Origin of the sequence: Amycolatopsis sp. NPDC051071 (assembly GCF_040682875.1) — a bacterium.
GTDB lineage: Bacteria > Actinomycetota > Actinomycetes > Mycobacteriales > Pseudonocardiaceae > Amycolatopsis.
On the sequence record NZ_JBFBBY010000002.1, the window covers coordinates 15,244 to 30,304 of the forward strand.

The window sequence follows — 15,061 nt, forward strand, 5'->3', positions numbered from 1 at the left end:
CGGGCGCAACCGTGGAGTAGCTGCCTTATCGCCACGCATGTGAGCCTTTAAGCAGTCCGCAGAATTCGAATCCACCCGTTAGGGGGAGAGTGCGTTGGGCAATGGTTGGCGCACGTTCAGACGTCGCATCATCACTCCGGATGTCTCCGAGACGTCGCTGGACAAGCGGGGTTTTCACAAGAAGAGCCCAGCCGCTCAAGAATTGCTGGAGACCGTCGGTGAGAAATTCCTGCTCGGCTACGCGCACGCGGTAGAAGCGCGTACCACCGGACAGGCGGAAGAATGGCTCGAACGTATTCCGGTCAAATACCGCGGCTTCGCTTACGAAGGCGCGGGAATGGGCTACGGAATGCTGGACGGCCTGCCTGGCGGAGGTCGCGGGCATATCGCGGACTTCCTCGACGGACCGGCCGAGAAGCACGACTACATCATCTACGTCGGCGTCGGCTGGGCGATGGCGCGGCTGCCGCGCTTCCGCTGGCCGTCCGCCGAGGAGTTCGACCCGTTGCTGCGCTGGCTGGTGCTCGACGGGTACGGCTTCCACCAGGCCTACTTCAAAACCGCCAAGTACATCGACGGTCAGTTCCAGGACCCGAACTTCAACTGGCCCGCCGGAAACAACGGCTACTCGTTGCGGGCGATCGACCAGGGCATCGGCCGGGCGCTGTGGTTCGTCTGCGGCACCGACGTCGATCTGGTCACCGAAGCGATCGCGCGATTCCCCGAGCGGCGTCACGGAGACCTCTACGCCGGGGTCGGGCTCGCCTCGACCTACGCGTGCGGTGTCACCTCGGACGAACTGCTGAAGCTCGCCGAGTTCGCCGGTGAGTACCGCGGGAACCTGGCGCAGGGTAGCGCTTTCGCCGCCGAAGCCCGGATCCGCGCCGGACTGCTGATCCCCGAGACCGATGTCGCCACCCAGGTGATCTGCGGGCTGCCGGCCGAGCGCGCCGCGGCCATCACCCAGGAAGTCCGCCCCACCGTGATCGTCGACGGCGAACTCCCGCATTTCGAAACCTGGCGACAGCGCATCGCCGCCGAGGTACTGACTTCTGGAGGTGCAGGTAAATGACCGCGACCTTGGGCTGGCTCCGCAAGCAGCTTGCGGGCATCGTGGCGCTGTTGCTGATGGCGGGACTGTTCGTGGTGGCGCAGCTGCCCACGGTCTCGACCGCCGAGGCGGACACCATGGCCTCGAAGTACGCGTTCGAGCCCTTGACGATCGCCCTGCCGGAGGCGGCGAAGAGCCAGTCGATCCGGACGGTGAACAAGGAGTACGAGCACATCCGTGCCTGGATCTCCTCGGTCGGCGCGGCGATCGCGGTCAACGACCTCGACGGCGACAAGCTCGCGAACGACCTGTGCTTCGTGGACCCGCGCAGCGACCAGGTGGTCGTCACCCCGACGCCGGGCAAGGGCGGCGAGCGGTACGCGCCGTTCGCGCTCGACGCCGCGCCGCTGCCGATGGGCAAGTACATCGCGCCCATGGGCTGTGTGCCGGGTGACTTCAACGAGGACGGCCGGGTCGACCTGCTGGCCTACTACTGGGGACGCACGCCGATCGTGTTCCTCGCCGACCCGTCCGCGACCGGCCTCTCGGCGAAGTCATACGTGCCGGTGGAACTGGTGCCGGGCAACAACGTCAAGAACGGCGAGTACTCCGGTCCGCTGTGGAACACCAACGCCGCGGCCGTCGGTGACTTCGACGGCGACGGCCACCAGGACATCTTCATCGGCAACTACTTCCCCGACAGCGCGGTGCTCGACGACCGGGTCGAGGGCGGGGTCGAGATGAACAAGTCGATGTCGCACGCCGACAACGCGGGTGGCAAGTACATCTTCCGCTTCACCGGCGCCGCCACCCAGGCAGGCAAGCCTTCGGTCACCTTCCAGTGCGACGACCAGGCCATCCCGGCCGACGCCCGCGGCGGCTGGTCGCTGGCTGCCAGCGCCACCGACGTCGACGGCGACAACCTGCCGGAGCTCTACATCGGCAACGACTTCGGGCACGATCGCCTGCTGTACAACAAGTCCACGGCAGGCAAGACCTCCTTCGCCGAGGTGAAGGGGATCCGCGGACCCACCGAGCCGAAGTCCAAGGTGGTCGGCAACGACTCCTTCAAGGGGATGGGCGTCGACTTCGGCGATCTCGACCACGACGGCCTCTACGACATGTACGTCAGCAACATCACGACGTCGTGGGGTATTGAGGAAAGCCACTTCCAGTTCATGAACACCGCCAAGGACACCGCGGATCTGCGTGGCCGTCTGCAGGGCGGCGAGGCACCGTGGGTCGACCGCAGCGCACAGGCGGGCACCGCGTGGTCCGGCTGGGGCTGGGACGTCAAGATCGCCGACTACAACAACAGCGGCGAATCGGTGATCACCCAGGCGACCGGCTTCGTCAAGGGCGACGTCAACCGCTGGCCGCAGCTGCAGGAACTGGCGACGTCCAACGACGAACTGCTGAAGCACCCCTACTTCTGGCCGAACATGGTCGCCGGTGACGACGTCGGTGGCGACCACACCCTGCACTTCTGGGCGAAGGGAGCCGACGGCCGCTACACCGACCTGGCCCCGCGCCTCGGTCTCGCCGTCCCGGTGCCCACCCGAGGCATCGCCACCGGTGACGCCGACGGCGACGGCAAGCTCGACTTCGCCGTGGCACGCCAGTGGGAGCAGCCGATCTTCTACCACAACGTCAGCGCCGGCACCGGGTCGTATCTGAACCTGAAACTCTTCCACGACAAGGCATCGGCGGACGGTCCGCGCAAGGCCGCCGGCACCGCGGCGATCGGCGCGCAGGTCACCGTCATCACCCCCGACGGCAAGAAGTACATGGACCGCGTCGACGGCGGCAGTGGCCACTCCGGCAAGCGCAGCCACGAGATCCAGATCGGACTCGGCAAGGTCACCGGGCCGGTGAAGGTCCACCTGCAGTGGCGTGACCTGACCGGGACCATCCGCACCCAGGAAGTCCAGCTGACCCCGGGCAACCACACGTTCCAGCTCGGCGCTCAGGCTAAGGAGAAGTGACCGTCATGGCTGAGCAGACACTCACCGCACCGAAGAGCAACAAGACGATCACGGCCCTTCGCCGGTTCGCGATCTCGATCACCGTCTTCAACATCATCGGCTACACCGTGCTCGGTTTCGAGCAGCCGTACACCTATCCGTTCATCGCGCTGGCGACGGCGTACACCACGGAAATCCTGCTGGAGATCATCGGGGCGCGTGCCCAGGGGCGGCCGGTTCGCTTCCGCGGCAACGGTTTCAAGGGACTGGTGGAGTTCCTCTTCCCGGCGCATATCACCGGTCTGGCGCTCAACATGCTGACCTACGTCAACGACCAGGTGCTGGTCATGATGTTCGGCGTCGTGGTCGCCGTCGGCGCCAAGTGGGTCCTGCAGGCCCCGATGCGCGGACGGCTCCGCCACTACATGAACCCGTCGAACTTCGGCATCACGATCATCCTGCTGGTGTTCCCCTGGGCGAGTATCGCGCCGCCGTACCACTTCACCGAGCAGGTCGACTCGTGGGTCGGCTGGGTGATCGTCGGCATCATCATGGTGTCGGGCACAGTGCTCAACGCGTTGCTGACCCAGCGGATGTGGTTGATCGGCGCCTGGCTGATCACCTTCGCGTTGCAGGCGATCATCCGTGGTCTGGTGTTCGACACGGCGATTCCCGGCGCGCTCGGGATGATGACCGGGGTGGCGTTCGTGCTCTACACGAACTACATGGTCACCGATCCGGGCACGACCCCGTCGAAGCCCGCGTCGCAGGTGCTCTTCGGTTCGGGTGTGGCCGTGGCCTACGGGTTCTTCATGGTGGTCCACGTGGCGTACGGCCTGTTCCTCGCCACCGCCCTTGTCTGCCTGATCCGCGGGATGTTCCTGTGGGGCCTGCACTTCTCCAAGAAAGCAGGAGAGAAGTGGGAGGCCGAGCAGGCGAAGTCGGCCGAGGTCACCACCCTGCCGAAGCCGGCCGAGAAGCCGGAAACCGAAGAATCCGGGGCCGTGGCGGCATGACCTCCGGTGCGGAAGCCACCCGGGGGGCGCGTCTCGCGCCTCCCGGGCCGCCGCGCAGAGCGACTTTCGGTCTGCTGAAGAAACTTTTCACCGACCGGCTGGCGCTCATGTCGGACTCGGCGGGGAACTACGGGGACGTCGTCCGGATCGCCATCGGTCCGAAGACGATGTACCTCGTCAACCACCCCGACCTGGCGAAATACGTGCTCGCGGACAACGCGGCCAACTACCACAAGGGAATCGGCCTCCAGGAGGCAAGACGGGCACTCGGCGACGGGCTGCTCACCAGTGACGGCGAGGTCTGGAAGAAGCAGCGCCGCACGATCCAGCCGGTGTTCCAGCCGAAGCGGATCGCACGGCAGGCGTCCGTCGTCGCGAACGAGGTCGAAGGGCTTGTGAAACGGTTGCGGGACACGACCGGACCGGTCGAGATCCTGCACGAGATGACCGGGCTGACCCTCGGTGTACTCGGCAAGACCTTGCTCGACGCCGACCTCGGCGGGTTCTCGTCGCTGGGGCATTCCTTCGAGGCCGTGCAGGACCAGGCGATGTTCGAAGCGGTGACGCTGAGCATGGTCCCGCAGTGGGCTCCGCTGAAGAAGCAACTGCGGTTCCGGGGATCGCGGGACGACCTCCGCCGTATCGCCGAAGAACTCGTCGAGCAGCGGTTCACGAACCCGATCGAGAACGGGGAAGACGTCCTGTCCCGGCTCATCGCGACCGACGGCACCCGCGAGCAGATGCGGGACGAGCTGATCACCCTGCTGCTGGCCGGGCACGAGACGACGGCGAGCACGCTGGGCTGGGCGTTCCACCTGCTCGACGAACACCCCGAGGTCGCGGCGAAACTGCGGGCCGAAGCGGACGAGGTCCTGGGCGACCAGGCGCCAACGGCCGACGATCTGCACCGGTTGCCTTACACCTCAAGGGTCATCGAAGAGGTCATGCGGCTGTACCCGCCGGTGTGGCTGCTGCCCAGGGTGGCGCAGGCCGACGACGAGATCGGTGGCTACCACATCCCCGCGGGGTCCGATGTCGTCGTCGTGCCCTACACGCTCCACCGGCACCCGGCCTTCTGGCCGGACGCCGAGAAGTTCGACCCGGACCGGTTCGACCCGGACCGGCCGAGCGGACGGCCCCGGTACGCCTACATCCCGTTCGGTGCCGGGCCGCGGTTCTGCATTGGCAACAGCCTCGGCGTGATGGAGGCCGTTTTCGTGCTGACGATGGTCCTGCGGGACCTCGAACTCAGGAAACTCCCGGGCTACGACGTGGTCCCCGAGGCGATGCTTTCGCTCCGGGTCCGAGGCGGGCTGCCGATGACCGTGCACAGCAGGAACAGGAGGTAGGTTCCGTGGAACCGGACGAACAGGCCAAAGTGCTGACGCTGGAGGCCTACGCGGACACGATCATCCCCGGGGAGAAGCGGTTCCCCGGCGACCACGCGATCGCCGGCGCCTCGCCGGGACCGGGCGCGGTCGTGGCGGGCGCACTCGAACTGCTGCACACCGAGGCGACCGGGGTGACCGTCGGGCTGCCTTATCTGGCGCAGTCGCTCAACGACCACGCGAAGGTCTACGCCAAGGAACACGACCTCACCCTCGACGAAAAGCTTCCCCCGTTCGTCGCGTTGTCCTTCGCGGACCGGACGGGGCTGGTGCGGTCGCTGACCACGCCGGGTCATCCGGAAAAGGACGGCTGGGTCAGCCTCGCCTTGTTCTGCAACATGTCCTTCGACAGCGCGGCGCACAAGCACACCGCCGAAGCCATCGCCGAAGGCCACCCCGGCCTGCTGGCGATGGGGTACACCGCGCCGGACGAGGACGGCCTGTGGCGGTTCCCGAAGTTCTCCTATCGCCGCGAACTGGCGAAACACCACCCCGACACCACGCCTTCCGGGAGCCCGGCATGAGTGCTTACGACAAGACCGACGTCGTCATCGTCGGCAGCGGGTTCGGCGGGTCGATCCCCGCGTACCACCTGGCCGCGGGTGGGGCGAAGGTCACCGTGCTGGAACGCGGGCCGTGGCTGGAGACCAAGGATTTCGAACACGACTACCTGCTCGGCTCGTCCTACACCAGGGCGTTCGAATTCGTCGTCGGCGACGGGATGAGCGTGCTCGGCGGCAACTGTGTCGGCGGCGGCAGCGTGGTGTACTTCGCCGCGATGCCCCGCGCGCCGAAGTTCGTCTTCGAGCGCCACGGCAGCATCGGCCGCCGCATGTGGCCTTCGGTGCTGACACGCGACACGCTGGAACCTTGGTACGACCGGGTTTCCGACTCGCTTCCGGTGTCCAAACAGGACTGGAACGACGTCTCCTACGCCGGTGGCCTGTGGGCGGCGTTCTGCGATCACTCCGGCCGTACCGCCAACCCGGCGCCGGTCGCGGTGGACAACGACCGGTGCGTGAACTGCAACTTCATGATGGCGGGCTGCCGGTTCGACGCGAAACGCTCGCTGCTGACCAACTATCTGCCTGCCGCGCTCGCGCACGGCGCGAAGATCCGTCCGCTGCACGAGGTCCAGCGGATCGAGCGGATCGAAGACGGCGACTACCGCGTTCACTTCAACATCGTCGACGACGTGGACTATCGCCAGCAGTCCGGCAGCGGGACGATCGACGCGAAGGTCGTCATCATCGCCGCCGGCGCCGGTGCGACGCCGGTGATCCTGCAGCGTTCGGAGGCGGCTCTCGGCACCATGCCGCATGCCGTCGGCCGGTACTTCTCCGGCAACGGCGAGCGGCTCAACACCGCGATCGTCAACGAGGAGCGGGTCCGCGAGGTGCTCGGACTGTCCCGTGAGGACGGTAAGGTCTACGAGGCCAACCACATCGGCAAGGGCCCGACCGTGGCGAACTGGGACAAACTCGACGGTTCGCTGCCGGAGTACGAGCGGTATTCGCTGGAGCAGCTGTACTTCCCGCCCGGGCTCGGCACCATCCTCGCGCAGGTGCCCGACGGTGACGAACCACGCTGGTTCGGGGCGCAGAAGAAGGAGATCCTCAAGCAGTGGGCCTCCTGGCTGACCATCTTCCTGATGACCGAGGACGACAACGAAGGCGTCTTCGGCGCGCCGCCGCCCACCGGCAACGCCTACCGCATCTCGCAGCAGATGCTCGGGCGTGGCCCGCTGAAGTACGACCCGACGCCGAACACCCTGCACGGCTGGTCGCTGGCCGACGCGGAGTGCAAGGAGATCCTGGAGAAGGACGGGCTGGCGAAGGTTTCGCCGTGGACCAACGACGTCGTCGGCGCGTACACCGTGCACCCGCTGGCGTCCTGCCGGATCGGTGACGACCCGGCGACCTCGGCGTTGCACCCGAACCACGAACTCCGCGACCACCCCGGGATCTTCGTGACCGACAGCGCTTCCGTCCCCGGTGCGCTGACGGTGAACCCGGCGATGACGATCGCGGCGCTGGCCGAGCGTTCGGTGCCGGGGATCGTGCGGGCGCTGCAGGCACGCGGTGTCGACGTCTCGTACGGTGCTCCGGCGCCCGACGGTTCCATCACCGGCAGGCGGGCGGTCAGCCGTCTTCCCGTGGTGACCGGCTGATCATGGCGCCGACGCTGGTTCGACTCGCGTTGCGCCGGGCGTTGCGTGAGACCCGGTACGTCCGGCCGGTCACTTTCGGCCGGGCGTCCGGGCTCGTGCGCGACGTCTACCGCCAGCTCGAACGGGACTTCGGCATGCTGGCGCCGCCGGTCGCACTGCATTCGCCGTCGCCGCCGGTCCTCGCGGCGAGCTGGCTGATGCTGCGGGAGTCACTGGCGGCGGCCGGGGAGACGAGCCGTGCGGACCGGGAGGTCGTCGCTTCCCTGGTGTCGCAGGCGAATTCGTGTCCCTACTGTGTCGAGGTGCACGGGATGGCACTGGGCTCACTCGGGTATGCGTCGACAGCTTCGGCCGTCGCGGCGGGGGACGCTGTCCCGGATCCCCGCTCGGGTGCGTTGTCGGCGGGTGGCCGTGCCGAGCTGACGGCGGTCGCGTTCACGTTCCACTACCTGAACCGGGTGGTGAGCGTGTTCCTCGGGGCGTCGCCGCTGCCTCCTTCCGTGCCGGATTCCGCACGTTCCAAGGCGAAGGCCGTGCTGAGGCGTTTTCTGAAGCCGGTCTCGGGGGTTTCGCCGGGGCTGGCGTTGGATTTCGTGCCGCCCAGCGCGGACTCGGTGGCCTGGGCCGCGGGGAATCCGGTCGTCGAGGACGCCTTCTCGCGTGCTTCGTCGGCGTTCGCCGCGCTGACGATTTCTCCCGTCGTGCGGGATGTCGTCCTCCGCGAACTGTCCACTTGGGACGGTTCGCCGCCCGGATTGAGCCGGGCTTGGGTGGATTCCGTCGAGGATCCCGCCGCTCGGCTGGCTTTGGTCGTGGCGAAGGCGGCCTACCAGGTCGACGACGCTCTGGTCGCCGCCGCGGGTTTGGGCGATCGGGAACTGGTCGAGCTGGTGGGCTGGTCGAGTTTCGTCGCCGCGCAACGGTGTGTGGTCCTGGAGACCCGTGCCGCCAGGTGACTTGTGCGGGTGGCGCGGCACCGTACTCGCGTGCCCAGAGCCGTCACTCGCGTGCTTAAAGACGGAACTCGCGTGCTTGAAGGGGGAACTCGCGTGCTTGAAGGGGGAACTCGCGTGCTTGAACCTCGCACACCGAGTTCGCCATCCAGGCACGCGAGTTGCGTGTTCAAGCACGCGAGTTACGTGTTCAAGCACGCGAGTTACGTGTTTGAGCACGCCACTCACGACCCACCCGGCACCTTGGCACCGCAAGTAGTCGGCTAATTGCGGTGCGGTGAAGAGTTCCTGTCCATTCAGGAGAAGACCGAGCGGGTGGCAGGGGCAATCCTGGGCGGACGGAACGAGCACGGACGGAACGAGCACGGACGGAACGAGCACGACGGAACGAGCACGGACGGAAGCGAGCCGGGAGCAACTGCGTCGCCCGCGAGCCGGCTTCCCGGTGACTCGGTCCGAAAGGCACGGCGGCCGTCGCGGAACCCGCGGCGGTCGCCGGATTTGTTGGCCTGCCTTCAACAACATGAGAGAAGACTCCACGACCCGCACCGGTTCATGCTTGACGGGACTGCAGATGCGGACGGCGCCGTGGCTCTGGTGACAGAGCCCGCGCCGGAACCGGATTCCATGACTTGAGTGGTTGAGAGCTAGGGGAGTGCGGTGGCATGAGCGTTGAGCGGATTTCGATTGTCGGTATCGGTCTCCGATACCCGGACGCCGGTTCCCCGGAAGAACTGTGGGAGAACGTCCTCGCCGGCCGCCGGGCGTTCCGGAGACTGCCCGACGAGCGGATGAACCGCGAGGACTACTACTCGCCCGACCCGAAGGCTCCGGATCGTTTCTACGCCCAGAAGGCCGCGGTCCTCCGCGACTACGAGTTCGACCGGATCAAGTACAAGGTCGCGGGCAGTACGTTCCGCTCGACCGACACCACGCATTGGCTCGCGCTCGACGTCGCCGCGCAGGCGCTGGCGGACGCGGGTTTCCCCGAGGGCGAGGGCCTCCCGAGGCCCGCGACCGGCGTGGTCATCGGCAACAGCCTGACGGGTGAGTTCTCGCGTGCCAACATCATGCGGCTGCGCTGGCCGTACGTCCGCCGTACGGTCGCGGCGGCGCTTGCCGAGCGCGGCTGGGCCGAGGGGGACACCGCCGAGTTCCTCCACGACCTCGAGGCGCAGTACAAGGCGCCGTTCCCGGAGATCGACGAGGACTCCCTCGCGGGCGGGCTGGCGAATACGATCGCCGGCCGGGTCTGCAACTTCTTCGACTTCGGCGGCGGCGGGTTCACTGTGGACGGTGCCTGCTCGTCGTCCCTGCTTTCCGTGGTCAGCGCGGCGAACGCGCTTTCGGGGGGCGACCTCGACGTCGCCATCGCCGGTGGGGTCGACTTGTCGATCGACCCGTTCGAGGTGATCGGGTTCGCCAAGACCGGCGCACTGGCCAAACGGGAGATGAAGGTCTACGACGCCGATTCCAACGGTTTCTGGCCCGGCGAGGGTTCCGGCATGCTCGTGCTGATGCGCGAGGACGACGCGATCGCCCAAGGCAAGCGGATCTACGCCTCCATCGGCGGCTGGGGTGTCTCCTCCGACGGCAAGGGCGGCATCACGCGGCCCGAGGCGTCGGGTCACCGCCTTGCCCTCAAGCGGGCTTACGACAAGGCCGGGTACGGCGTCGAGACCGTCTCCTACTTCGAGGGGCACGGCACCGGGACCGCGCTGGGTGACGCCACCGAGATCGAGGCGCTGTCCACCGCCCGCCGCGACGCCGACCCGCTCGCCGAGCCCGCCGCGCTGAGCACGATCAAGGGCAACATCGGGCATACCAAGGCCGCGGCCGGTGTCGCCGGGCTGATCAAGGCGACACTGGCGGTCTACCACCAGGTCATCCCGCCCGCGACCGGGCACTTCGAGCCGCACGAGTCGCTGGTCGGCGACTCCGCGCGAATGTACGTCCCGGCCGACGCCGGGTTGTGGCCGTCGGACCACCCGGTCCGCGCCGGTGTCTCCGCGATGGGGTTCGGCGGGATCAACTCGCATGTCACCGTCACCGAGGCGCCGGGTGCCGCACGGCGCAAGGAACTCGACGAGAAGACACGCTCGCTGGTCTCCGGCCGTCAGGACAGCGAACTGCTGCTGCTGGACGCCGACGACGCTGCCTCGCTGCGTGGCCGGGTCACCGGGTTGCTGGAGGTCGTGCCGAAGCTTTCGCTCGCGGAGCTCGCCGACCTCGCCGGTACGCTTTCCGCGGAGCTGTCCGGGAAACCGGTCCGCGCGGCGGTCGTCGCGGCCAACCCCGAGGACGCCGAACGCAAACTGGCGAAGCTGCTCGACCTCTTGGGCGTGGGCGAGCCGGAGGTCTTCTCCGCCGGAGAGGGCATCTTCGCGAGCTCGCGTTCCAAGGGGCCGAAGATCGGCTTCCTGTTCCCTGGCCAGGGTTCCGGACGGGGCACGGTCGGCGCGGTGCGCAAACGCTTCGCCCACGCCGACGACATCTACCGCGCCGCGAACCTGTCCACCGGCGCCGACCAGGTCGCCACCGACGTCGCCCAGCCGCGGATCGTCACCGGCTCGCTGGCCGGGCTGCGGGTACTGAAGAGCCTCGGCATCGAGGCACAGACGGCCGCCGGGCACAGCCTCGGCGAGCTCACCGCACTGCACTGGGGTGGCGCGCTCACCGAACGTGACGTGCTCAAGCTGGCCAAGGTCCGCGGCAAGGTAATGGCTACCGCCAGCGCCGGAAACGGTGCCATGGCGGGGATCGCGGCCGCGCCGAACGTCGTCGAGCGGATCGCGGACGGCGAGGACGTCGTCATCGCGGGCTACAACGCACCCGAGCAGACCGTCCTTTCCGGACCGGCCGACGCCATCGAGCGGGTGGTCGCGGCGGCCCGCGCCGAGGGCATCACGGCGACCCGCATCAACGTTTCCCACGCGTTCCACTCGCCGGCGGTCGAACCGGCTGCCGAGGCGATGACGGAGGAACTCGCCGCGTTCGACTTCACGCGGCTGGACAGGCCTGTCGTGTCCACGGTGACCGGTGACGTGCTGCACGCCGCCGAGGACCTGCGTGACCTGTTGCGTGACCAGGTGGTCCTGCCGGTGCGCTTCCGTGAGGCGGCCGCGAAGGTCGCCGAGCGCAGCGACCTGGTGATCGAGGTCGGCCCCGGCCGGGTCCTCACCGGTTTGTTCGGCGAGATCGCGCCGGGTACCCCGGTGCTGGCGATCGACACCGACAGCCCCACGCTGGCCGCGGTGCTGAAGGTGGCCGCCGCCGCGTTCGCGTTCGGTGCCCCGCTGGAGACGTCGGCACTGTTCGCCGGCCGGGTCGTGCGGCCGCTGCCCGCCGACGGGGTGTTCAACTTCCTGGCGAGCCCCTGTGAGGCCGCGCCGTCCATCGGTGCGGACCTGGCCCGTGACCGCGTCGAGGAGCCGGCCGAGGCGACGGCGGGGGAGGCGTCCGAAAGCGGGGGCAGCAGCACCCTCGATCTGCTGCGGAGGCTTGCTTCCGAACGGGTCGAACTGCCGCTGGAAGCCGTCACCGCCGACACACATCCGCTCGACGACCTGCACCTTTCGTCGATCACCGTCGGCCAGCTGGTCAACGACGTCACCCGGGCACTGGGCCGCCCGGCGCTGGAGGGCATGCCGAACTTCGCGACGGTCTGCCTCGGCGAACTCGCCGAGATGATCGACGAACTCGCGCAGACCGCCAAACCGTCCGACAGCAACCACGCCGAGGTCACCGGTGTCGGGCCGTGGGTCCGGCCGTTCGCGGTGGAGTACGTCGTCGCACCGAGGCCGGCACCCGACCTGACGCCTGGTCTCTTCACGGCTGGTCTTTCAAAGGCGACTGGTCTTTCAATAGCGGAGTGGACGGCGTTCGCGCCCGAAGGTCATCCGCTGGCCGAGCCGCTGCGTGTGGCGCTCGCCACGGCGGGCGTCGGCGACGGTGTCCTCCTCTGCCTGAACGAGGACAGCGACGCCGATGACGTCGGGTTGTTCCTGGAAGCGGGCCGCGCGGTACTGGCCGCACCCAACGGCACGCGGTTCGTCGTGGTGCAGCACGGTCTCGGTGCTTCCGGTCTGGCGAAGACCCTTCGACTGGAGGACCCGTCTGCCCGCACCACGATCGTCGATCTGGCCGACGTCAACCCCGTCGACCTCGAAGCCATCGGTGCCGCGGTGTCCACTGTGGTCACCGAGGTCGCGGCGACGAACGACTTCAGCGAAGTCCGCTACGACACCGCCGGTGTCCGCACGGTGCCGAAGCTCGCCGCCCTCGCGCCCTCGGAGTCCGAGGGGACTCCGCTGGGCACGGACGACGTCCTGCTCGTCACCGGTGGCGGCAAGGGCATCACCGCGGAGAGCGCGTTGGCGCTGGCCAAGGACTCCGGGGCGAAACTGGCGCTGCTGGGCCGGAGCGACCCGGCCGACGACGTCGAACTGTCGGAGAACCTCGGCCGCATGAAGGCCGCGGGGATCGACTACCGCTACGAACGCGCCGACGTCACCGCTGCCCAGCAGGTCGCGGACGCCATCGGCCGGATCCAGGCCGAGTTCGGCCCGGTCACCGCGGTCCTGCACGGCGCGGGCCGCAACGAGCCCGCGGCGCTGTTCTCCTTGACCGAGGAGACCTTCCGCAAGACCCTCGCCCCGAAGATCGGCGGCCTCAACGCCGTCCTCGACGCCGTCGACAAGGACAAGATCAAGCTGCTGGTCACTTTCGGCAGCATCATCGGGCGAGCGGGCCTGCGTGGTGAGGCGCATTACGCCACCGCCAACGACTGGATGACCGAACTGACCGTGCGTTTCGGCCGCGAATACCCCCAGGCGCGGGCGATCGCACTCGAATGGTCGGTCTGGTCCGGGACCGGGATGGGCGAAAAGCTCGGTGTCGTCAGTGCTTTGATGCGCGACGGCATCACCCCCATCCCGACCGAGGAGGGCATCGAGATCCTCCGCCAGGTCGTCGGCGATCCGGCCGCCCCGTCGGTACTGGTCGTCTGCGGCCGTACCGCGGGGCTGGCCACCCTGCCGGTGGAGAAGCGCGAACTGCCGCTGACCCGCTTCGTGGACCGCGCCGTGGTGCACTACCCGGGTGTCGAGCTGATCACCGAGGCCGACCTCTCGGCAGGCAGTGACCCGTATCTGGCCGACCATCTGCTCGACGGTCAGCTGCTGTTCCCGGCGGTGATCGGGATGGAGGCGATGACCCAGGTCGCCAAGGCCACGCTGGGCGTGGAAAGCCTGACGGCGCCGGTATTCTCGGACGTGGAGTTCCTGCGCCCGATCATCGTCTCACCGGGTGGGTCGACCACGATCCGGCTCGCCGCGCTGGCCAGGGACGCCGAAACGGTGGACGTGGTGCTGCGCAGCGGGGAAACCGGCTTCAGCGCCGACCACTTCCGCGCCCGGCTGCGGTTCAGCCGTCCGGATCCGCTCGGTGAGACCGTCGTCCGCGACGTCGCCCTGCCGCCGGTCCCGGTGGACCCGACGACCGAGCTGTACGGCACGGTTTTGTTCCAGGGCAAGCGGTTCCAGCGGGTCACCGGCTACCGACGGGCCAGCGCGCGGCACGCGGTCGCGGAGATCGCGACCGGCGCCGAGGTCGACTGGTTCGCGCCGTTCCTCCCGCAGGAACAGCTGCTGGCCGATCCGGGCACCCGCGACGCGATGATGCACGCGATCCAGTGCTGCGTCCCGGACGCGACCTTGCTGCCGCAAGGGATCGAGCGGCTGTACCTCGCCGAACTCGGTGCGCAGGACCCGGATTACGTACTCCTCGACGCCCGCGAGCGGTCGCAGGACGGCGACAGCTACCTCTACGACCTCGACGTCCGTAACCCGGATGGAACGCTCGTGGAGCGGTGGGAAGGGCTGAAGCTGCGCGCGGTCCGCAAGCGCGACGGTGAAGGGCCATGGGTCCCGTCGATGCTCGGGTCCTATTTGGAGCGTTCCGCCGAGCGGCTGCTCGGCTCGTCCCGCGCGATCGTCGTCGAACCGGATCCGGTGGGCGTTCCCGTCGAGACCACGGCCGAACGGCGGGCGCAGACCGCGCTCGCGGCAGGCCGTGCGGTCGACGCCCCGCTGGAGATCCGGTACCGCCCGGACGGGAAACCGGAGGCCGACGGGGTCGAGGTGAGCGCGTCACACAGCGCCGGCCTCACCCTGGCGATCACCGGCACCGGCCGGATCGCGTGCGACGTCGAGACGGCGATCGAACGGGCACCGGAGGACTGGGCGGGCTTGCTCGGCGAGGATTTGCTCGCGGTGGGCGAACTGCTCGCCGCCGACGCCCGCGAGCCGCTCTCGGTCGCGCACACCCGGGTCTGGAGTGCGCTGGAATGCGTGCGCAAGACCGGCGACATGACACAGGCACTCACCGTGCACCGGGTCGACCCGGACGGCTGGGCGGTGCTTTCCCACGGCCGTGCCCGCATCGCCACCTGGGCGACGACGGTCAACGACCGGACCGATCCCGTCGTCTTCGCGGTGCTCCAGGGAGAGGAAGACTGAC

At 68.3% G+C, this 15,061-nt stretch carries 8 protein-coding genes; all 8 read left to right on the forward strand.

All coding sequences use genetic code 11. The annotated features are described in order from the left end of the window. The first annotated feature begins 94 nt into the window (after positions 1-94). The 8 genes from AB0M65_RS00845 to AB0M65_RS00880 all read left to right on the forward strand — a co-directional run bounded on the left by AB0M65_RS00845 (position 95) and on the right by AB0M65_RS00880 (position 15,060). A complete protein-coding gene (locus AB0M65_RS00845) occupies positions 95-1,072 on the forward strand; it encodes a DUF1702 family protein (RefSeq protein WP_364019314.1) in 978 nt (325 codons plus the stop codon). Then, positions 1,069-3,036: a CRTAC1 family protein gene (locus AB0M65_RS00850; protein WP_364019317.1), complete on the forward strand. Its 1,968-nt coding sequence runs from the start codon at positions 1,069-1,071 to the stop codon at positions 3,034-3,036. The genes AB0M65_RS00845 and AB0M65_RS00850 overlap by 4 nt, the downstream gene beginning before the upstream one ends. Before the next feature lie 5 nt (positions 3,037-3,041). Beyond that, positions 3,042-4,031 (forward strand): enediyne biosynthesis protein, encoded by a 990-nt coding sequence (locus AB0M65_RS00855; RefSeq protein WP_364019320.1) that lies wholly within the window; start codon positions 3,042-3,044, stop codon positions 4,029-4,031. Continuing rightward, positions 4,028-5,380: a cytochrome P450 gene (locus AB0M65_RS00860; protein ID WP_364019323.1), complete on the forward strand. Its 1,353-nt coding sequence runs from the start codon at positions 4,028-4,030 to the stop codon at positions 5,378-5,380. The genes AB0M65_RS00855 and AB0M65_RS00860 overlap by 4 nt, the downstream gene beginning before the upstream one ends. 5 nt (positions 5,381-5,385) lie before the next feature. After that, the gene (locus AB0M65_RS00865; protein ID WP_364019326.1) at positions 5,386-5,943 is read left to right on the forward strand and encodes a DUF5987 family protein; all 558 of its coding nucleotides are present in this window, start codon (positions 5,386-5,388) and stop codon (positions 5,941-5,943) included. After that, positions 5,940-7,589 carry a GMC family oxidoreductase gene (locus AB0M65_RS00870; protein ID WP_364019329.1) on the forward strand — a complete coding sequence of 550 codons (1,650 nt, stop codon included), beginning with the start codon at positions 5,940-5,942 and terminating at the stop codon, positions 7,587-7,589. The genes AB0M65_RS00865 and AB0M65_RS00870 overlap by 4 nt, the downstream gene beginning before the upstream one ends. Before the next feature lie 2 nt (positions 7,590-7,591). Beyond that, positions 7,592-8,545 (forward strand): carboxymuconolactone decarboxylase family protein, encoded by a 954-nt coding sequence (locus tag AB0M65_RS00875; protein ID WP_364019332.1) that lies wholly within the window; start codon positions 7,592-7,594, stop codon positions 8,543-8,545. A 662-nt stretch (positions 8,546-9,207) separates the two neighbouring features. Then, positions 9,208-15,060 carry a type I polyketide synthase gene (locus AB0M65_RS00880; protein WP_364019334.1) on the forward strand — a complete coding sequence of 1,951 codons (5,853 nt, stop codon included), beginning with the start codon at positions 9,208-9,210 and terminating at the stop codon, positions 15,058-15,060. Position 15,061 lies beyond the last annotated feature (1 nt).

What these genes read in the sequence shown, in the direction of transcription:
- AB0M65_RS00850 (WP_364019317.1), top strand. Translation starts at nt 1,069, where the DNA reads ATGACCGCGACCTTGGGCTGGCTCCGCAAGCAGCTTGCGGGCATCGTG.
- AB0M65_RS00855 (WP_364019320.1), top strand. Translation starts at nt 3,042, where the DNA reads ATGGCTGAGCAGACACTCACCGCACCGAAGAGCAACAAGACGATCACG.
- AB0M65_RS00860 (WP_364019323.1), top strand. Translation starts at nt 4,028, where the DNA reads ATGACCTCCGGTGCGGAAGCCACCCGGGGGGCGCGTCTCGCGCCTCCC.
- AB0M65_RS00870 (WP_364019329.1), top strand. Translation starts at nt 5,940, where the DNA reads ATGAGTGCTTACGACAAGACCGACGTCGTCATCGTCGGCAGCGGGTTC.
- AB0M65_RS00875 (WP_364019332.1), top strand. Translation starts at nt 7,592, where the DNA reads ATGGCGCCGACGCTGGTTCGACTCGCGTTGCGCCGGGCGTTGCGTGAG.
- AB0M65_RS00880 (WP_364019334.1), top strand. Translation starts at nt 9,208, where the DNA reads ATGAGCGTTGAGCGGATTTCGATTGTCGGTATCGGTCTCCGATACCCG.